The 20,070-nt window shown below is 65.3% G+C and carries 16 protein-coding genes; 11 read left to right on the top strand and 5 right to left on the bottom strand.

The window, feature by feature from the left end:
- Positions 1-3: 3 nt before the first annotated feature.
- Together CEY11_RS16245 and CEY11_RS16240 are read left to right on the top strand one after the other, a co-directional pair.
- On the top strand, positions 4-690 hold the full coding sequence (locus CEY11_RS16245; RefSeq protein ID WP_088604463.1) for a heavy metal response regulator transcription factor: 687 nt from the start codon (positions 4-6) through the stop codon (positions 688-690).
- Positions 687-2,072, top strand: a complete 1,386-nt coding sequence (locus CEY11_RS16240; protein ID WP_088604462.1) for a heavy metal sensor histidine kinase — start codon at positions 687-689, stop codon at positions 2,070-2,072. The genes CEY11_RS16245 and CEY11_RS16240 overlap by 4 nt, the downstream gene beginning before the upstream one ends.
- A 58-nt stretch (positions 2,073-2,130) precedes the next feature.
- Here the strand turns inward: CEY11_RS16240 and CEY11_RS16235 are convergent, their stop codons facing one another.
- Entirely contained in the window at positions 2,131-3,117 is a 987-nt protein-coding gene (locus CEY11_RS16235; protein ID WP_088604461.1) for a LysR family transcriptional regulator, read from the bottom strand.
- A gap of 163 nt (positions 3,118-3,280) precedes the next feature.
- Between CEY11_RS16235 and CEY11_RS16230 the strand changes: the two genes are divergently transcribed.
- Both CEY11_RS16230 and CEY11_RS16225 read left to right on the top strand, forming a co-directional pair.
- Positions 3,281-3,928 carry an FMN-dependent NADH-azoreductase gene (locus CEY11_RS16230; RefSeq protein WP_088604460.1) on the top strand — a complete coding sequence of 216 codons (648 nt, stop codon included), beginning with the start codon at positions 3,281-3,283 and terminating at the stop codon, positions 3,926-3,928.
- 477 nt (positions 3,929-4,405) lie between these two features.
- Complete coding sequence (locus tag CEY11_RS16225) at positions 4,406-8,629, top strand: Pls/PosA family non-ribosomal peptide synthetase (protein ID WP_088604459.1); 4,224 nt, start codon at positions 4,406-4,408, stop codon at positions 8,627-8,629.
- Between the two features lie 628 nt (positions 8,630-9,257).
- Here the strand turns inward: CEY11_RS16225 and CEY11_RS16220 are convergent.
- Complete coding sequence (locus CEY11_RS16220) at positions 9,258-10,376, bottom strand: DUF2817 domain-containing protein (RefSeq protein WP_233154922.1); 1,119 nt, start codon at positions 10,374-10,376, stop codon at positions 9,258-9,260.
- A 393-nt stretch (positions 10,377-10,769) separates the two neighbouring features.
- Between CEY11_RS16220 and CEY11_RS16210 the strand changes: the two genes are divergently transcribed.
- From CEY11_RS16210 to def, 5 genes are all read left to right on the top strand, one after another.
- The gene (locus CEY11_RS16210) at positions 10,770-11,549 is read left to right on the top strand and encodes a transporter substrate-binding domain-containing protein (RefSeq protein WP_088604457.1); all 780 of its coding nucleotides are present in this window, start codon (positions 10,770-10,772) and stop codon (positions 11,547-11,549) included.
- A 117-nt stretch (positions 11,550-11,666) separates the two neighbouring features.
- A complete protein-coding gene (locus CEY11_RS16205; RefSeq protein ID WP_088604456.1) occupies positions 11,667-12,353 on the top strand; it encodes an ABC transporter permease in 687 nt (228 codons plus the stop codon).
- A 5-nt stretch (positions 12,354-12,358) separates the two neighbouring features.
- Entirely contained in the window at positions 12,359-13,078 is a 720-nt protein-coding gene (gene hisM, locus CEY11_RS16200; protein ID WP_088604671.1) for a histidine ABC transporter permease HisM, read from the top strand.
- 45 nt (positions 13,079-13,123) lie between these two features.
- Entirely contained in the window at positions 13,124-13,891 is a 768-nt protein-coding gene (locus tag CEY11_RS16195; RefSeq protein ID WP_088604455.1) for an ABC transporter ATP-binding protein, read from the top strand.
- A 142-nt stretch (positions 13,892-14,033) separates the two neighbouring features.
- A complete protein-coding gene (def, locus tag CEY11_RS16190; protein ID WP_088604670.1) occupies positions 14,034-14,555 on the top strand; it encodes a peptide deformylase in 522 nt (173 codons plus the stop codon).
- Positions 14,556-14,656: 101 nt separating this feature from the next.
- Here the strand turns inward: def and CEY11_RS16185 are convergent, their stop codons facing one another.
- The 3 genes from CEY11_RS16185 to CEY11_RS16175 form a co-directional block, all read right to left on the bottom strand.
- Positions 14,657-16,021 (bottom strand): MmgE/PrpD family protein, encoded by a 1,365-nt coding sequence (locus tag CEY11_RS16185; protein ID WP_158215342.1) that lies wholly within the window; start codon positions 16,019-16,021, stop codon positions 14,657-14,659.
- A 67-nt stretch (positions 16,022-16,088) separates the two neighbouring features.
- Entirely contained in the window at positions 16,089-17,585 is a 1,497-nt protein-coding gene (locus tag CEY11_RS16180; protein ID WP_088604453.1) for an MmgE/PrpD family protein, read from the bottom strand.
- 22 nt (positions 17,586-17,607) lie between these two features.
- Entirely contained in the window at positions 17,608-18,618 is a 1,011-nt protein-coding gene (locus CEY11_RS16175) for a Bug family tripartite tricarboxylate transporter substrate binding protein (protein WP_332888373.1), read from the bottom strand.
- A gap of 245 nt (positions 18,619-18,863) precedes the next feature.
- On the opposite strand from CEY11_RS16175, the gene CEY11_RS16170 reads away from it, so the two are divergent.
- Together CEY11_RS16170 and CEY11_RS16165 are read left to right on the top strand one after the other, a co-directional pair.
- Entirely contained in the window at positions 18,864-19,757 is an 894-nt protein-coding gene (locus CEY11_RS16170) for a LysR substrate-binding domain-containing protein (RefSeq protein WP_088604452.1), read from the top strand.
- 102 nt (positions 19,758-19,859) lie between these two features.
- Complete coding sequence (locus CEY11_RS16165; RefSeq protein ID WP_088604451.1) at positions 19,860-20,063, top strand: hypothetical protein; 204 nt, start codon at positions 19,860-19,862, stop codon at positions 20,061-20,063.
- The last annotated feature ends 7 nt before the right edge of the window (positions 20,064-20,070 follow it).

The following is a 20,070-nucleotide window of genomic DNA, read 5'->3' as shown; positions in this document are numbered from 1 at the left end:
CCCATGAAGATTCTGATCATCGAAGACGAGCTCAAGACCGCCGAATACCTGTACAAGGGCCTTACCGAACAAGGCTACGCGGTCGATCTGGCGCACGACGGCATCGACGGCCAGCACATGGCCACGCAGCACGACTACGACATCGTCGTGCTCGACGTCATGCTGCCGGGCCAGGACGGCTTCACCTTGCTGCGCGCCCTGCGCGCGGTCAAGCAGACGCCGGTCATCATGCTGACCGCGCGCGACCGCGTCGAAGACCGCGTAAAGGGCCTGCACGAGGGCGCCGACGACTATCTGGTCAAGCCCTTCTCTTTCATCGAGCTGCTGGCGCGCCTGCAGGCGCTGTCGCGCCGCGGCCGGGCGCAAGAACCGGCGCAGCTGCGCATCGGCGACCTGCACATCGACCTGATCAGCCGCAAGGCCTACCGCGGCGCCACGCGCATCGACCTGACCGCCAAGGAATTCTCGCTGCTGGCGGTGCTGGCGCGGCGCCAGGGCGAGATCCTCTCCAAGACCGCCATCGCCGAGCTGGTCTGGGACATGAACTTCGACAGCAACACCAATGTGGTGGAAGTGGCCATCAAGCGCCTGCGCGCCAAGATGGACACGCCCTTCAGCCCGCGCCTGCTGCACACCATCCGCGGCATGGGCTACGTGCTGGAACTGCGCGGCGAAGACGGGCAGCGATGAAGCGCTCCATCACGCTGCGGCTGGTCGCCATGTTCGCCCTGGCGACGCTGGCCATGTTCCTGCTGATCGGCGCCGCCCTGTACGGCGTGCTGCAGCGCGAACTGGCGCGCCACCAGCGCGACGAACTGCAGACCGCCTACCAGGACATGGAATACATGATCAAGCGCTCGGGCAACCTGCACCGCTGGAGCCACGTCGTCACCAAGATGGACACACTGACCGCCACCAACGGCAGCAAGCGCTTCTGGGTCGCCAGCTCCGACCCGAGCTACCGCTATGGCGCCGACCTGAACCAGATACTTGCCAGCCTGGGCGGGCAGGACGGCCCGGGCATGCTGCGCCTGCCCGGTCGAAGCTATCCATTGTATACACTGACCCGCACTATTCCGGGCTTCCAGAGCCAGCCCGACATCCACCTCACCATAGGCATAGACGCCAAACCCTACATCCACACGCTGCACACTTTTCTCATCGCCCTCATGTCCTTGTCGCTGGTCGCGGTCGTGCTGGTGATGCTGCTGGGCTACTGGATCGCCCGCGTGGGCCTGCGCCCGCTCAAGCTGCTGTCGCGCGAAGCCCAGCTGCTGAGCCCGCGCACGCTGTCGCAGCGCTTGCGCATCTCGCCCCTGCCGGCCGAGCTGTCCGACCTGGCGGGCGCGTTCAACGGCGCCCTGGGCCGCCTGGAAACCGCCTACACCCAGCTGGAGGCCTTCAATGCCGACGTGGCCCATGAACTGCGCACGCCGCTGACCAATCTCATCGGCGAAACCCAGGTGGCGCTGTCGCGCGAGCGCACCGCGCAGCAGTTCCAGGAAGTGCTGCAGTCCAATCTGGAAGAAATCGAGCGGCTGCGCTCCATTGTCAACGACATGCTGTTTCTGGCGCGGGCCGACCGGGGCGAGGCCGCCACCGGGCTGGTGCGCGCGCCGCTGGCCCGCGAGATCGGCAAGACCATCGAGTTTCTGGAATTCGTGCTCGACGAGACCCAGGAAACGGTACGGATAGACGGCGACGTACAGGCCGAGGCCATGATCGAGACGGCGCTGTTTCGCCGCGCCATGGCCAATCTGCTGCAGAACGCCATCGAGCACTCGCAGTCCGGCGCCGAGATCCGCGTGGACATCACGCGCCAGCAAAGCCAGATCCGCATCGGCGTGGCCAATCCGGGCGACCCCATAGCGCCCAAGCACCTGCCCATGCTGTTCGACCGCTTCTACCGCGTCGACGCCGCGCGCTACAACGGCAAGACGCACGGCCACGGCCTGGGCCTGGCCATCGTCAAGGCCATCGCCACCATGCACGGCGGCGATGTCTTCGCCAGCAGCGCCGACGGCATCACCACGATAGGTTTCAGCGTCCCGGCGGCGCAGGCGGCGGCGTAAGGCCGGCGACGGCCGCAGCCAACCTGGGCAGTATCAGGCGGCTGCGCCGGCCCTGGTGCTAAGCCGGGCCAGGCTTGGCCGGGCCACGCTTGTCTCCCGAGCCACGCCTGGCCGGGTCGCGCATGGCCGGGCCGCCGCGATCCTGGTCGCAGTCCTGCGCCATGCGTACGCCGAGAAAATCCAGCAGCAGGCGCACCGCCGGCACCAGGCCGCGGCGCGAAGGGAACACGGCGTGGACGATGCCCGGTTCCAGGCTCCAGCCGGGCAGGGCCACGGCCAGCCGGCCATCGGCCAGCTCCTCGCGGCACATATAGTCGGGCAGCATGCCCACGCCGATGCCGGCCAGCACCGCCAGCTTGACCGCCAGCAGGTCGCCGGCCACATAGCGCGGGTGATGCAGAGCCAGGAATTCCTTGCCTTGCGGGCCCAGCAGCTTCAAGACGTAACGCCCCTCGGTGGGCGACATCGCCACCGTATCCATGGCCGCAAGTTCCTCGGGGCCGCGCGGCGCGCCCTGGCGCCGCAACTGCTGCGGACTGGCCACCAGCAGCGTCTGCGACAGGCCCAGGTGCTTGACCACCAGGCTGCCGCTGGCCGACAACGTAGTGCGCACCCTCAGGGCGATGTCGATGCCCTCTTCGATCACGTCGACGACACGATTGCTGACTTCCATCTGGATCTGCACCAGCGGGTGCTGCGCCAGGAATTCGGGCAGCGCGGCGCCCACCACCGATTGGGCCAGCGTCACCGGGCAGCTCAGGCGCACCACGCCGCGCGGCTCGCTGCTGGCCTGCGCCACGGCATCGGCGGCGGCCTGGGCCTCGTCGCAGATGGCCACGCAGTGGCGCAGGTACATTTCACCCACCGTGGTCAGCGACAGCTTGCGCGTAGTACGTTGCAGCAGCCGCACCCCCAGCTGCGCCTCGAGGTGCGCGATGCGCCGCGACAGGCGCGACTTCGGCAGGCCCAGGGCGCGCGCGGCCGCGGCGAAGCTACCGCGTTGCGCCACCTCGGCGAAATAGCCCATGTCGTTCAGATCCTGCATGTCGCCCCTCGCTCGGCCATCAACGCCATAGACGCTGCCCGCAAGCAATTAGCATCAAAAATAGAACAATGAATTGCAGATCGACCGTCTTATCAAGCACTCATCACATATCCATAATATATCCATTGCCGCGCACCGTGGCGCACCACCCAGAAAAAACATCATGAAACTCCTGCACATCGATTCCAGCGTCTCCGGCTCCAATTCCATCTCGCGCCAGCTGACGGCGCGCATCGCCGACCAGTGGCGCAACGCCCATGCCGAACTGGAAGTCGAGTATCTCGACCTGGCGGCCGACGCCCCCAACCACCTGTCCCAGGAATCGCTGGGCTTTCGCCTGCCGCCCTCGGACGCCCTGAGCGAAGCGCAAAAACGCGAGAACGCACTGTCCGAAGCCCTGGTCAGCCAGTTCCTGGATGCGGACGTGGTCGTCATCGGCGCGCCACTGTACAACTTCTCGATCCCCAGCCAGCTCAAGGCCTGGATCGACCGCATCGCCCAGGCGGGCCGCACCTTCAAGTACACCGAGCAAGGCCCGGTGGGCCTGGCCGGCGGCAAGACCGTGATCGTCGCCTCCAGCCGCGGCGGCATCTATTCCACCAGCGAGGCCGGGCGCGCCATGGAACACCAGGAAAGCTACCTGCAGATCGTGTTCGGCTTTTTCGGCATCAACGACGTGCGCTTCGTGCGCGCCGAAGGGCTGAACATGGGCGAAGCCACCAAGGCCGAGGCCCTGGCCGGCGCCGAGCGCTCCATCCAGGCACTGCAACTCGAAGCCGCCAACGAAAACCAGGCCGCCGCCGCGGCCTGAGGCGGGCGGCACACCCGCTCTTTGCGGGCCGCGGCGGCCCGCAGCTCATCCGTACCGAGCTCCTTGTCCGGCACAGCTGCCCGCCCACGGCGTCCGCTCCTGTGCCCATCCGCCCTTATTTGCCCGCTTTCTGCTTGTTCCCGCAGCAACTGTGGCAGCGCTCTGTAACATCTTTTTAATTCTATTGCGCGCACGCAACACTTGCGGCGCGCCAGAACGGCAAGGGCGGATTAAAATTCCGCAACGCAAACCACAACGGGCGATTCGACGGTCTGATACAGGTTTGCAATCAAAACGGCAATTGCGTCGACAGAACGAGGCGCGAAGCCGCAGACAGTACGAACAGTACGGCAAGGCGAAGCAACGCCGTCATCTTTTTGATTGCGAATCCGTATGAGCCATGGGCAACAGCGCCGCGCCCATACCTACCCTCGCGTATCCCCGCAGCCCCTCATTCCTCTGCCGCGTCTTTCCCAAATGTCCGCATCTTATGTCTTGCATGGCGCACAGCAGCCGGAGCTGCTGCGCGCCGAATCTCTGGCCGACATTTTCGAAGACACGGCGCGGCGCCATCCCGGCAAGACCGCCCTCATCCAGGGTTCGGACAGCCTCAGCTACGCCGAACTGGACGCCCGCGCCGACCTCGCGTGCCACTGGCTGATCGAGGCCGGCGCCGGGCCGGGCAAGATCCTCGGCCTGTGGCTGCCGCGCGGCATCGACCTGCTGCTGATGCAGCTGGCCATCGCCAAGACGGGCGCCGCCTGGCTGCCCTTCGACGCCGACACCCCGGTCGAACGCATCGCCGTCTGCCTGGAAGACGCCCAGGCCCTCGGGCTGGTGACCTGCGCCGGACTGGAGCCGCGGCTGGCGGAACTAACTGTGCCAGTACATACTGCCGAGCGGCTGCTGCAGCCCTCGGCCCTTGCCGGCGCCTCTGTCGACCCCGATAAGACCGAAGTGACCGAAGTGTCGGACGTGGCTGGCGCGGCCGGCATATACAAAGTGAATGAGATGGCCGACTCGGTTGATGCGGCTGTAGCGGCCTATGCGTCTGCCGCGCCGCTGCGACGCCGCGGCGTGGTGCGCACCCATGACACGGCCTATGTCATCTACACCTCTGGCTCGACCGGCAAGCCCAAGGGCATCGCCATCACCCAGGGCGGCATCTGCCATTTCCTGCGCAGCGAGAACTCGGTGCTGGGCGTGCAGGAAAGCGACCGCGTATACCAGGGTTTCTCGGTGGCCTTCGACATGTCTTTCGAGGAAATCTGGATCAGCTATCTGGCCGGCGCCACGCTGTGGATAGCCCCCAAGGAACTGGCCACCGATCCGGAAGCCCTGCCGCAGGCGCTGGCGGCCGAGCAGATCACCGTGCTGCACGCCGTACCCACCCTGCTGGCGCTGTTCCACCAGGACGTACCGAGCCTGCGCCTCATCAACCTGGGCGGCGAAATGTGCCCCGACAGCCTGGTAGAGCGCTGGGCTTCCCCCGAACGCCAGCTGTTCAACACCTACGGCCCCACCGAGGCCACCGTGTCGGCCAGCCTGGCCCGGCTCAGGCCGGGCGAGCCGGTCACCATCGGCCAGCCGCTGCCCAATTACGGCCTGCTGGTCGTGGACGCCGAACTGGCCGCCGAGGGCACCTTGTCCATCCTGCCCTACGGGGAAACGGGCGAACTGTGCATTACCGGCCCCGGCGTGGCGGCCGGCTACCTGGGCCGGCCCGAGCTGACGCGCGAGAAATTCCTGGCCAACCCCTGGGCCATCGACGAGCACGACCGGCGCCTATACCGCACCGGCGACCTGGCCCGCATCGACGCAAGCCACCAGGTGCACTGCCTGGGCCGGGCCGACGACCAGGTCAAGATCCGCGGCTTCCGCGTGGAGCTGGGCGAGATCGAAGCGGTGCTGGCGCAGCAGCCGGGCATAGGCACGGCCGCGGTAGTGCTGCGCCAGGAAGCCGGCGTGGATCAACTGGCGGCATTCTGGGTGCCGGCCGCGGAGCATGACGGCGGTAGCGACCAGAACGGCCAAAACACCGCCACGGAGAACACCCCGGTCGACACCTCGCAGTCCGCGCTGCGCTCGGCCCTGGCCGCGCGCCTGCCGCCCTATATGGTGCCGGCCCGCTACGAGCGCCTGGAGCAAATGCCGCGCCTGCCCTCGGGCAAGATCGACCGCAAGGCGCTCAGGGCCATACAGCTGGCCGCCGGCAGCCAGGCCGAGGGCTCCGACACGCCACGCGACGCGGCCGAAGAAATCCTCTTTCCGGCGCTGGCGCATTTATTCCCCGGGCAGCCCATACGCCGCGACCAGGACTTCTACACCGACCTGGGCGGCCATTCGCTGCTCGCCGCCAGGCTGGCCTCGGCACTGCGCCAGGATCCGCGCCTGGCGCAAGTCACCGTGCGCGACCTGTACCAGAACCGGCGCATCGCTGACTTGGCGCAGATGCTGGCGGCCACGCTGCAGCGGCAAGCCCAGGCGGCACCCAGCGAACCTGCCAGCGCGCCGCGGCTGCAGCACTCGCGCTGGCGGCGCTGGCGCTGCGGCGTGGCCCAGGCCTGTACCGTGCCGTTCCTGGTCACCTTCAAGATGGCGCAATGGCTGCTGCCCTTCTTCACCTACCAGTACCTGACAGGCGGCCCCGACGACTCCATCCCGCGCGCGGTCGCCTGGTCTCTGCTCGTGTTCCTGCTGGTCACCCTGCTGGAATTCGTGCTGGCCTGCGGCGCCAAGTGGCTGATTCTGGGGCGGCCCGCGCCCGGCCGCTATCCGCTGTGGGGCACGACTTATTTCCGCTGGTGGCTTTGCGACCGCGTTCTCGAGGCTACGCCACTGTACATGCTGAACGGCTCGTCGCTATACGTGTACTGGCTGCGGGCCCTGGGCGCGCGCATCGGCCGCGATGTGCTGATCGGCTCCAGCACCCTGCGCGTGCCCGATCTGCTGGAGATCGGCAATGGCGTCAGCATAGGCAACGGCGTCAACCTGGAGAACGCCCGCGTCGAGAACGGCGAGCTGATCCTGGGCCGCATACAGATCGACGACCAGGCATCCATAGGCTCGTACGTCGTGCTGGAAGGCAACACCCGGGTCGAACAATGGGGACACGTGCAGGGCCAGTCGGCGCTGCGCGACGGCATGCGCGTACCCGAACTGCGCGTCTGGGGCGGCTCGCCGGCCCAGGATCAGGGCCCCTTCGACCCCACCGGCCTGCCGCCGCGCCCCAAGGAATCGCGCCGCCACGCGACGCTGAAGAATCTGTACTTCATCTTCGGCTCTCTGCTGGTGAGCGTGCTGTTTTTCATGCCGCTGTTTCCGACCTTCATGCTGGTCGACTACCTCGATATAGACGACCTGGCGGTCAGGCCGCTGGCCGTGGCGGGCTTTGCCAACAGCTACGACGTGTTCGCGCTGCGCCTGATCAAGTACTTCCTGCTGTCGCTGCCGGCCAGCGTGGTGATGATCGTGCTGACCGCCCTGATCGCCGCCGTCATACGCTGGGCGCTGCTGCCGCGCCTTACGCCCGGCCGCTATCCGGTCTACGGCCGCGTCTACCTGTGCAAGTGGCTGGTGAACCAGATCCAGGAATCCAGCCTGCAGGTGCTGCACGGCGTCTATGCCACGGTGTTTTCCTCGACCTGGTACCGCCTGCTGGGCGCGCGCGTGGGGCGCGACGCCGAGATCTCCACGGCGCTGGGAGTGGTGCCCGACATGCTGTCGCTGGGCGACGAGACCTTCATCGCCGACGCCGTGATGCTGGGCGACGAGCATATAGACGGCGGCTGGATGACGGTGCAGCCCACCCGGGTGGCGCGCCGCAGCTTCGTGGGCAACGGCGCCTACATTCCCGACGGCACCGAGCTGCCGGAAAACGTGCTGATCGGCGTGCTTTCCAGCCTGCCGCGCAACACGCCAGTGCGCAACGGCGACACCTGGCTGGGCTCGCCGCCGCTGAACCTGCCGGCGCGCGAGACCGTGCAGGGCTACCCGGAATCGCTGACCTACCGCCCCTCGCCACTGCGGCGCCTGCAGCGCGGCCTGGTGGAAACCTTCCGCATCGTCGCCCCGCATTCGCTGGTGATCGCCGCCGGCTACGCCATCGTGCTAGACGTAATGCCGATTGCCGGCGCCGGGCACTGGGTCAAGGCGATCCGCGAGCTGGCCATCTCGGGCCTGCTGTTCGGCCTGGCCACTTTCCTGTTCGTGGCCTTCTTCAAATGGGTGCTGCTGGGCCGCTACCGCAAGCGCGCGGTGCCCATGTGGACGCCTTTCGTGTGGCTGTCGGAGGCCACCACCAATATGTATGAAGGCATCGCGGTGCCCAATTTCCTGCGCTACCTGCGCGGCACGCCCTTTCTGCCCAAGGCGCTGAACCTGCTGGGCTGCCACATCGGGCGCGGCGTCTATCTGGACACTACGGACATGACGGAATTCGATTGCGTGCACATCGGCGACCACAGCGAGCTCAATGCGCTGTGCTGCCCGCAGACTCATTTGTTCGAAGACCGGGTCATGAAGATCGATGACGTACGGATAGGGAAACGGGTCTATATGGGGCCGCGCAGTACTGTGCTGTACAGCGCCGCGGTGGCCGACGACGCGCGGTTGGGGCCGCTGACGCTGGTGATGAAGGGGGAAAACATTCCGGCCGGGACGTCATGGCACGGCTGTCCTTCGGTGCCTTGCGAGAGGTAGCAGCAATGCGATTGGGTTCTTGAGGCGCAGGGGCTACCCTGCGGCTTAAGAGCTACACCCGGCAGCCCAAGAATTCACCCAGCGGTCAAAGGAGTCAATGTATCGCGGCGATGGTGGTATTGCGACGGCGGTTGGTTCTTTAGCCGCCGGGGCTGCCCTGCGGAGTTCCGATGCTCGGCAGACTCGCCTGCGCTTCGGACTCCTCCGGGGTCCCCGGCTCGCAGCCCAACATCCTGTACGGTTGTTATCCTGTTTCTAAACCAGCCTTGGTTTGGAAATGGATTAAACCCGTCGCGTGCCACGGTGCAAGCTGAGGATCCCCGGCTCGCAGCCAGGCATCCTGAACGGTCGTTATCCCGTTTCTAAACCAAGCTTGGTTTAGAAGCGGATTAAACCCGTCGCATGCCGCAATGCGAGCTGAGGACCCCGGAGGAGTCCGAAGCGCAGCCCGAGTTTGGGCGAGCATCGGAACTCCGCAGGGCAGCCTCAGCGGGTTAAGAACGACACCCAACAGCCCAAGAACTCACTCAGCAGCCCGAGGAATCAATGTATCGCAGCGATGGTGGTATTGCGGCGATAGTCGGTTCTTGAGCCACCAGGGCCGCCCCCGCGGGCAAAACCATATCGATCAGGCTTGCCCCCGAGCAAGCAAATCGTTCAGCGCCCGATCGAACATCTGCCGGCTGCGTACCCACACCACCTCGCGCCAGTCTGCGTCGGCGGGGAAGAAGAATTCCAGGATGTCGCGCTTGACCTGCTCGTACACGGGGCCTTGCAGCTCGCCGCGCAAATGCAGGAAGTGATCGTTCCACAAGGCGCTGCCGCGGATCTGCGGGTTGGTGTAGGTGCCGCACTCTATGACCAGTTGCGTAAAGCGCTTGCCCTGCATCGTATCCACCATTGCCTGCGAGGTGTAGCCGGTGGCCGCCGCCGAAATGCCGGTGTCGGTGGTGGAACTTGCGCCGGTCAGCACCGTGTACAGCCAGGGGCCATAGATGCGGCGCGCATCTTCCATGCCCGGGTATTCGCGTTCGGCGATCGCCATCAGCATCGGGTGGCCGTACTCGCCGGCGCCAGTGTGCAGGTCGAAGCTGACGGCGTCGCTGCAGTCGGCCAGGTACTTGGCGACGATGGCGCGCAAGGTCGTGTTCGACCAGGCCGGCTGCACGCCGCCGAAATACAGGCCGTCGGCGTGCAGGTACTGGCCCGCGCCCAGCACGTTCATCAGTTGGGTGCGGCCCAGCTCGCGTACCTTCGATTCCCATAGCGCATCGGCGCGGCTATCGTCTTCTTGCCCGGCGCGCAGCGTGAACAGCTCGTGGATGGCCTCGTAGCCGGGGTTCTGCGGCAAGGGCCGGCTGAAATCCAGGTAGTTGCGGTTCAAATCGATGTTGTCTTCATTGGTGCGCCGCTTCCACGCCGTGCCCCAGGGATTGATCAGATGCACCAGCAGCAGCCCGACTTCGCCATCCAGGCGGCCGGCTGCGGCCAGTGTATCCATGTATGCCGTCTGGCACATGGAGCCGTAATAACCCTCGACCCCGTGGGTGCCCGAAACCAATACCAGCCATTTGCGCGTGCCGGGACGCGCGAAGACGGCGACGTCGGTATACAGGTCTTCGCCCTGCGGCCCCTGCAGCGGATGCTTGTGATGCTCGAGCTGCGCGCCATGGCGCTGCGCGGCTTCCAGGAATCGGGATCTGAGCAGCGTATAGCTGGGCTGCGCATCCATCATGGTCAGGCTCATCGGTTCGTATCTTCCATCGAATTGCGCATCAGTGCGCGATATGTATTGAATATTTGCCGCAGGCACGGCGCCTGCACTTGCCGCACGCACAGCGTCCGGGGCCGCCGGCCTGGCCCTGTCCCGCGGCGCACGCCGGGCCAGGCCGGATCGGGCCAGGCAGGGCCGGGCAGGGCCGCTGCGATGATACCCGCAAGCGCGGCGCCGGCTTCGGGCCCACGGCGCAACTCGGCGTATACTCCAGCCGCGCCGCCCCGGCACGGCGGGCCTTGCCATGCGTCGCGCGATGCCGCCCCGCGCGCGCGCCACGGGCGCCTGCTGGGAACACCACTTATTGTATAGACAAGACTTTCAACTAATATTAGCTCTTTCGCCCTCATTCTCCCTGGAGCCGACATGTACAAGACACTGTACGCAGCACTGTTCTCTCTTTGTGCCTTTACGGCTCAGGCCGCAGACACCCTGCATATCCGCCTGGGCGTGGATCCCACCTTCGCCCCCTTCGAGTCGGTCGACGCCCACGGCAAGCTGCAGGGCTTCGACATCGACATGGGCAACGCCATCTGCGACTACCTGCACGCCAAGTGCCAGTGGGTGAAAATGAACTTCGACGGCATCATCGCGGCCCTGAACGCGAAGAAGATCGACGCCATTCTTTCCGGCCTGACCATCACCGACCAGCGCAAGAAACAAGTGCTGTTCACCACGCCGCTGTATGCCAGCCCCTCGCGCATGATGGTGCCCAAGGGCGTGGATCTGGACACCACCGTCGCCTCGCTCAAGGGCAAGACCGTGGGCATCGTGCAGGGCACGACCCAGGCCGCCTACGCCAACAAGCACTGGCGCGGCAAGGGCGTGAACCTGGTAACCTACCAGAACGACGACCTGGCCAAGCAGGATCTGGCCCTGGGCCGCGTCGACGCCACGCTGCAGAATGCCGCGGCGGCGCAGTTCTTCTTCGAAAGCCCGGCGGGCAAGAACTTCCACCTCAGCGGCACCCCGGTTCAAGACCCGCAGGTCTTCGGCTACGGCGCCAGCCTGGGGCTGCGCCTGGGCGACACCGCGCTGCAGAGCCAGATCGACGGCGCCATAGCCGGGCTCAAGGCCAACGGCACCTACCAGAAGATACTGGGCCGCTACACCAAGTACGGCCTGATCAACCCCGAGAAGCAGTAAAGCCATGAACCGCGCCGGGGCCGCAGCCACGACACGAGCCCGCCACATCGCTGGTGCCGGCGCCCGCGGGCCGGCCCGGGCAGCGGCTGCTCTTTTAGCGTGAACCAGCCCTGAGCCATGTTGTACGGATACGGCCCCCTGATCCTGCAGGGCACGCTCATGACGCTGGCGCTGACGGTGCTGTCGGCGTTCTTCGCCATGCTGCTGGGCATCGCCGGCGCGCTGTGCAAGACTTCGGGCAGCCGCGTGCTGTACGGCATCGCGGCCTGCTACACCACGGCCATACGCGCCGTACCCGACCTGGTCATCATGCTGCTGGTGTTCTACAACCTGCAGAGCCTGGTGAACTGGCTCTGCACCCTGGCCGGCATCGCCCAGATCGAAATCAATGCCTTCAGCGCCGGCGTGGTCACGCTGGCCTTCATCTACGGCGCCTACATGACCGAGACCTTCCGCGGCGCGCTGGAAGCAGTGCCGCGCGGCCAGATTGAGGCCGGCCTGTCGACCGGCATGAGCGCGGCCCTGGTGTTCCGCAAGATCACCCTGCCGCAGATGGTGCGCCATGCCCTGCCGGGCTTGAGCAACAACCTGCAGGTGGTCATCAAGTCCACCGCGCTGGTGTCCATCATCGGCTTGGTCGACATCATCAGCATCAGCCAGCAGGCGGGCCGCTCCACGCAGCACCTGTTCTTCTTCAATATCTTGGCGGCGCTGATCTACCTGGGCTTCACCTGCGCCACGCTGGTGGCGCTGGCCTGGGCCGGCCGGCGCTTCAGCGCCGGCGTCAAAGAGGCCGAACTCTGATGACGCTGCTGGAGATCTTCAGGCAATACTGGCCGCAATACCTGGGCCTGGACTCGGGCTGGGCCATTTCGGGCGCGGCCATGACGCTGTGGCTGCTGGTGCTGAACATGGCGATCGCATTCGCCGCGTCCATACCCCTGTCCATACTGCGGGCCTCTTCCAGCAAGTGGCTGAGCCGGCCGGTGCAGTTCTATACCTTCGTGATCCGCGGCACGCCGCTGTACGTGCAGCTGCTCATCGTCTACACGGGGCTGTTCAGCCTGGACGCGATCCGCCACACGCCCACCCTGGCGATGTTCTTCCGCAGCGGCTTCAACTGCGTGATACTGTCCTTCAGCTTCAACACCTGCGCCTACCTGACCGAAGTGCTGGCAGGCGCCATCCGCTCGATTCCCGCCGGCGAAATCGAGGCGGCGCGGGCCTTCGGCTTTTCGCGCGTGCGCATCTACACCCGCCTCATCCTGCCTTCGGCGCTGCGGCGCGCCCTGCCCTACTACAGCAACGAAGTCATCATCGTGCTGCACGCCACCTCCATCGCCTTCACGGCCACCGTGCCCGAGCTGCTGAAAGTCGCGCGCGACGTCAATAGCGCCACCTATGCGTCCTTTTCCGCCTTCGGCATCGCTGCGCTGTTCTATGCCATCATCGCCTTCGTGCTGGTGGCCCTGTTCAAGCTGATGGAAAAACGCTGGCTGGCCTTCCTCAAACCCACCGGCCACCACTGAACGGCCGCGCCGCCGCCAAGCCCGCATGTACACAAGAACACCGCCATGGAAAGCCTGAAAGTCGAGAACATACACAAGCGCTTCGGCGAGCACGAAGTGCTGCGCGGCGTCTCCCTGACGGCCGGGCGCGGCGACGTCATCAGCATCATCGGCTCGAGCGGCTCGGGCAAGAGCACCTTCCTGCGCTGCATCAACTTCCTGGATGCCCCCAGCGAGGGCCGCATCACCATCCTCAACGAAGAGCTGAAGACCACGCGCGATCGCCACAATCAACTGGCGCCCGCCGACAAGCACCAGCTGCAGCGCCTGCGCACCAAGCTGGCCATGGTGTTCCAGCACTTCAACCTGTGGTCGCACATGACCGCACTGGAAAACATCACTGCCGCGCCCATCCACGTGCTGGGCCTGAGCCGCAAGGCCGCCATCGAGCGCGCCCGGCACTACCTGCAGAAGGTCGGCCTGGCGCCCGAGGTCATGGACAAATATCCGATGCAGCTTTCCGGCGGCCAGCAGCAGCGCGTGGCCATCGCCCGCGCGCTGGCGCTGGAACCCGAGGTCATGCTGTTCGACGAACCCACCTCGGCGCTGGATCCCGAGCTGGTCGGCGAAGTGCTGCGAGTCATGCAGGCGCTGGCCGAGGAAGGCCGCACCATGATCATCGTCACCCACGAAATGGGCTTCGCGCGCAGCGTCTCGAACCACGTCATGTTCCTGCACCAGGGCGTGGTCGAGGAAGAAGGGCCGCCCGCGCAGGTACTGGGCACGCCGCGCAGCCCGCGCCTGGCGCAGTTCCTGTCCGGCAGCCTGAAGTAGACGGGGCCGCGGCGCGGCATTGCGGCGTCCGGGCTGGCGATGCCTTGCGCTACGGCACCCCTGCACATGCAGGTTCACGCACGCCTCGGCAATGCAAACTCTGCGCTATATTGCAGACATTGATCACATCCAGGAATTCCACGTGATACGCGACATACTCAAGATGGGCGATCCGCGCCTGCTGCGCGTGGCCCAGCCGGTCACCCACTTCGGCAGCCGCGAGCTGCAGGCCCTGGTGGCCGACATGCTCGACACCATGCACTATGCGGGCGGCGTCGGCCTGGCCGCGCCGCAGATAGGCGTCGACCTGCAGCTGGTCGTCTTCGGCTTCGACTCCAGCACGCGCTACCCCGACGCGCCTCCGATCGAGCAGACCATACTGTGCAATCCGGTCATCACCCCCCTGTCCGACGAGCTGGAAGAAGGCTGGGAAGGCTGCCTGTCGGTGCCGGGCCTGCGCGGCGCCGTGCCGCGCCACACGCAGATCCGCTATACCGGCCGCGACCCGCAAGGCCAGACCATAGACCGCCGCGCCGAAGGCTTCCACGCACGCGTCGTGCAGCACGAATGCGACCACCTCATCGGCCGGCTCTATCCCTCGCGCATCCGCGACTTCTCGCAATTCGGCTACACCGAGATCGTGCAGCCCCAGGTGCAAGCCTAGGGCCTGAACACGCCGCCGCGCCGCGCACACCGGCGGCTTCGGCCGGCCAGGCCATGGCTGCGTCGCGAAAGGCCCCGAAGCAGGCGCGGCCAGCCCGCCGTTCACGCGAACAAATGGCTGAAGTCCCTGATGCGCCCTACATGCTCCAGGCCTTCGACCATTGCCACGATACGCGCGGCCTGTTCGGCACCGATCGTGGGCGCGGCCAACCGCTCGAATTTTTCCTGCATTTCATTCATGGAAAAGGGATTGCCGGGGCTGCCCTTGGCATGATGGATTTCGTGTTCATGCACCTGGCCGCCCACCGTGGCAATTTCCACCCTGGCCGCAAGCGCACCGGGATAGAGCGCGTTCAAGCGCGGCTCGGCGACGATCTCCACCTTTTCCAGCATCGCTTGCACCGCGGCGCTGCGTATGACGTCCGGCCGAAAGGCCTCGAGACCGGCGCGGCGCAGCGCCGCGCATACGGCAACGCAGTATGGCACGCTCAAGCGGGCCGCCATGGGATTGTCGATGCGGCGCCCCGAGAAATGCGACACCACGGTGTCGTATGTATATACAACGATTCTACGGATATCGGCCGGCCGCAGGCCGTGGTCGGCGACCAGCCGCAAGGTGGCCTCCATGGCGGTATGGCTGGCGCTCAGAGACGGAAAGGGCTTGGGCATATTGTTCAATATTTCCCATGCCATCGGGCCGCCGTCCAGGCCGCGCAGCAATTCCTGCATGCGCGGCGCGGCCGAATAGGCACTGGCATAGCCCTTGGGATTCTCGAGCATGTCGGGGGGAGCCGTGGCGCCCGCCCGGGCCAGCAGCGCGGAGAGCACTCCGTTAAAGGCGGATTTGCCGGGGTTGAGGCTTTTCGTGTAGTCGCCGAACTCGAGATAGGCCAGCAGGCCGGCCGCCTGGGTTCCGCTGAAACCCAGCGCATTCACGTGCTGGCCGGCGTCCAGCCCGTAGTTCTTGCCTGCCGCCGCGGCCGCGCCAAACGTACCATTAGTCGCCGTGCTGTGCCAATGCTCATAATGCGAGGGCATGACGGCCATGCCCACTCTTACGGCGATCTCGAACCCAAGCACGAAACTGGTGATGAAGTCGCGGCCGCTGCCATCGGCCTCTTCCGCGCTGGCCAGCGCCGCGGGAAGAATCACGCAGCTTGTGTGGGTCAGGGCGCCGGCGTGCAGGTCATCGAAGTCTATGCCGTGGCAGGCAACGCCATTGGCCAGCGCCGCAACAGGAGCCGACGTGCGCAAGCCGGAATGTATGACACCGGCATCGCCCTGCGCGCCCAGGTGCCGCGCCACTTGCAGGATGATCCGCACCCGTTCCGGATCTTCGGCATGCGTGCCCAGGGCGCAGCCCAGGGTATCCAGAACGGCCATCTTGGCGTGGTCGACCACGCGATCCGGCAGATCGGCATAACAAAGATTGGCGCAAAACGACGCCAGAACCTGTGTAGGTTTCATCGTAGACACATCCGTGTACTCCATACCGCTGCCATAACCGTGCCTTTGGGCACAGTGTCTGGCCGATTCATCCCTTCCTCAGCAGCGCGGTCAGGACATTGATGTCTTCCACTGTCTCCAGGTGCAGGACGGTGTCGATAATGCCTTGCGCATTTTCCGGGGGCAAGACCCCACGGGCATTGTCCTGGAACTTGAGTGCGAGTTCCTGTGTCGTCATGGCGCTGCCCGGATCGGGAGAATTGCTGCCTTTCGGATAAAGGCGCTCGTTGACAAAAACCTTGCCACGCGCAGAGACGGCAATACGGGCCGGGCGGCTGGCCGGATACTTGGCCAGCAGCTCGACATAATCCGGATGAGGCCGATGCCTGACTTTGCCCATCAGGCCGAGCACCGAGGGGCTGAACACGACCTCGGGGTCTTGCCAGGCCTTGCCGGGCGGTATGCCATGCGCGCCCACGGCCAGCCCATGCGCCAGGCTGAACTGCGCGTCGGACGGATGTTCGATCCGGCGGTTCAGCCAGACCGGCCGATCCACGAAGCCCTCGACCCAGGCTTCGATGTCGTCTATTTCCTCGGGTTTCAAGGCGTTTTCCGCCACGATTTCCGCCAGGGTATCGAGCAGCGTATGGAAAATCCTGCAGTGGGGATAAGGCTTGAAAACCTGATCCGGCGGAAACCGCCACTCCTCGCCCAGATCGTTCGTAATCGCCGCCGGCTCCCAGCGCGACGTACCTATGTAGCGGGCATATCCGAATTCGCGATCGTCCAGGATCCTGGAGTCGCCGCGGTGGCCCAGCTCTCCCATGGAGGCCGCCGTCAGCGCCGATTGCGCCAGCGTGCCGGCTAGCGAATACTTGATGGTCGCACTCGGGGCATGCTGGAACCAGGCGGCCTGCGAATTGACCGGCGAGATGCAAGCCGCAATGCCCAGCGCATGCGCCACGACATCCGTGGGCAGGCGCTTGAGCTGCGTTATGGCCGCGGTGGCGCCAAAAATGGCGCTGCTGTAGCCGAACACGGACGGTGGCGACACCTTGCCGTCTTTGACTGCGCGCAGGTTGTCCATGGCCTTGCCGAAGCGGTACGACATTTCGTGCGCAACGGCCATCGAGGCGATGAACTCCCTGCCCGTAGCGCCCAGGCTTTCCGCCACCGCCAATGCTCCGGGTAATACGAAAGGCGTGACATGTCCCGGCGGCAGGACGCCGTCGAAGTCGAGCGCATTGATCAGCTCTGCATTGGCAAAGGACGCCCCCGCTATCGAAGTACGGTCGCCGGTGCCGATGACCGTGGCTGCCGGCGTTGCCCCACCCATCTGCAAGCCATGCGCGATGCCTATGCGTCCTTTGGGCGCATCCACGCCCGCCAGCGCGCAACCCAGGGAATCCAGAATGATGCGCTTGCACTCATCGATTACGGCGCCCGGCAGTGATTCGTAGCGGGTTTGCGTCGTGAACTCGGCGAGCCGATCCACAATCGTGCCCCGCCGCGGCTCGCCCTGCCCCTGCGGGCCGGCATCGAGGGTTCCGGCTTCATGTGTGCGGTTATCCAATGTCGGCCTCATCTTCTCGTCCTGCGTGGTAGGCTCAATTGGCGTGGGCACCCGAGAGCTTGACGATTTCCTTGTACTTGAGCTGCTCGCTCTTCATGAAGGCCGCGAACTCGGAAGGCGTGCTCGGGACGGTCTCCGCAAACAGCAGGGCGAACTTGGATTTGACCGTGGGCGAGCCTAAGGCATGCACCGCCGCCGCATTTATCTTCTTGACTTCATCGGGCGACAGGCCGGCGGGCCCGACCAGCCCCCACCACGTATAGATTTCAAAACCGGGCAGTGTGTCCGCCACAGGGGGCACATCCGGTAGAAAATGGCTGCGCTGCAAGGTCGTGACCGCGATCGGCTTGAGCAGGCCGGCCTGGATATTCGCGGCCGCGGTCGCCAGGTTGTCGAAACTGAAATCGGTCTGGCCGCCGAGCAGCGCCGTCTCGGCCGGGTGGCTGCCGTTGAACGGGATATGCTGGGCCTTGATGCCTGTACGCGCGTTGAACAATGCCCCCGCCAAGTGGCCGCCGGAGCCGTTTCCGCCACTGCCGAAGTTGAGCTTGCCCGGATGCGCCTTGCCGTAGGCGATCAAGTCGGCCACGGTATTGATATGCAGCTTGTCCGCGGTTTCCTTTTTCATGACCAGCACGTTGGGAACCCTGAGCATCTGGGAAATAGGCGTGAAATCCTTGTTCGGATCGAATGGCAGATGTGAATAGAGCCACATGTTCACGCCGTGAGTCGGCGTGGACGCCACCCCCAGCGTGCGGCCGTCCGGCTTGGCCTGGGCCACCGCGGTCATGCCGATATTCGCCGCGGCGCCCGGGCGGTCTTCGACAATGATCGGGCCGAGCTCGTCCTTCATGGCTTCGGCCAGAATCCGGGTCGTCAGATCGACCGGCCCCCCGGCCGCATAGGGCACGATGATGCGGGTGACGCCGCCGCGCGCGGCGGCGACGGGCGGCGCGAACACCATGCAACACAAAGCCAAGGCCGCCACCGAACGCAACGCATGCGCATAGATGAGATGTGCCTTGCTTTGCTGGACGAATTTCATATTCACCGCCAATCTCCTCGATAGTTTTGGAAGCCTTCATGGGCCCGGGCATTCCGGGCTCGGATGCGTCCAGGCCGCCCAGGACATCAGACGCGGCACGGAGGTATCCGGAGAGCCGGGACATGGCTATTCCGCCATCAAAACTGCCCCGGGGAAAATTACGTTGGCAGATTATGTTCGGTATGATTTGATAGGTAAATTCCTAAAAAAATAATGGCTCAATACGAAAATAGTATGGAGTTGGCATGGTCAATTTCCGCCTCATCCGGCACTTGTTCCTCTTTCTCGCCGTCGCCGAAGAGCTGCACTTCGGCCGTGCGGCAAAACGCCTCGGCATGTCGCAACCGCCCTTGTCCGAGCAGATCCGCGTGCTCGAGAACGCCCTACGGGTCAGGCTCTTCGTACGCACCCCGAAAGGAGTGCAGCTGACCCCAGTGGGTACGGCCATCCTGCCCGCGGTAAGCCGCTTCGCCGAACAATTGGAACGGCTGGAGTCCGCGGTGCGCGAAGCGGTAGCGGGGCGTACGGGCGTGCTCACCATCGGCGCCATTGCCTCATCGATGCTCGACTACCTGCCGCCGCTGGTCGAGCGCATCAAGGCCGCGCACCCGCAACTCACGATTTCCGTGAAAGAGATCGACAGCGCCGAAGCCGTGCCGGCGCTCGAGGCGGGAGACATCGATCTGGCCTTCGCTCGGCTGGAAGGAGATCCCAGCCCTACGATCCGATCCATTCCCATGGTGGAAGACCGATTGGCCGTAGCATTGCCGCGCGGGCACGGAATGGCGGCGTCCGAGAACGTGAAACTGGGTCAGCTCGCCGAGGAAGATTTCGTCATGTTCTCGCGCCGCCTGAGCCCCATCTATTTCGACAACGTCACGGCAGCCTGCCGCGCCAACGGCTTTTCCCCGCGGATATTGCACGAGGTTCGTTCCGTCGCGTCGCAAATCGCCTTCGTGAGCTGCGGCCAGGGGGTCGCGCTGGTTCCATACAGCCTGAGGAAGCTGGCTCCCCAAAACGTGGCCGTGCGGCCGCTGAAGGAAGAGATCCGCGTCGTCACGACGGCTATGGCCTGGAGCGCGGTAGGGGATAATGCTCTGGTTCAGACCATATTGTCCGATCTGGGTATTGAAACCTGAGCCTGGCTGGCGCCGAAGCCCGCCACGCAGTCCAGCCCGGGCGGATACGCCACCCATGAAACTGCCGTATACTGCCGCCGGCCGTATTGAGGAATCGAACGCATGAGCGACATCCCCCCCAGATACTTGAACATCCTGCTGATCGTGGTCGGCTGGGTGGTGGCGCGCACGGCCGCGCGGCTCAGCAAAGTCCCTCAGGAGTCCCGGCCCGCCCTGCTGCGCGGCCAAATCGGCACCATCCTGCAGATGGTCGCCATCCTGGCCGGCTTGACGCTGCTGATCCTGGGGGTCGTGCGCTCGTTCTAGGCGCCCG

The sequence above is a fragment of the Candidimonas nitroreducens genome, from assembly GCF_002209565.1.
Lineage (GTDB): Bacteria > Pseudomonadota > Gammaproteobacteria > Burkholderiales > Burkholderiaceae_B > Candidimonas > Candidimonas nitroreducens.
This window is presented reverse-complemented; position numbering and strand designations above follow the sequence as displayed.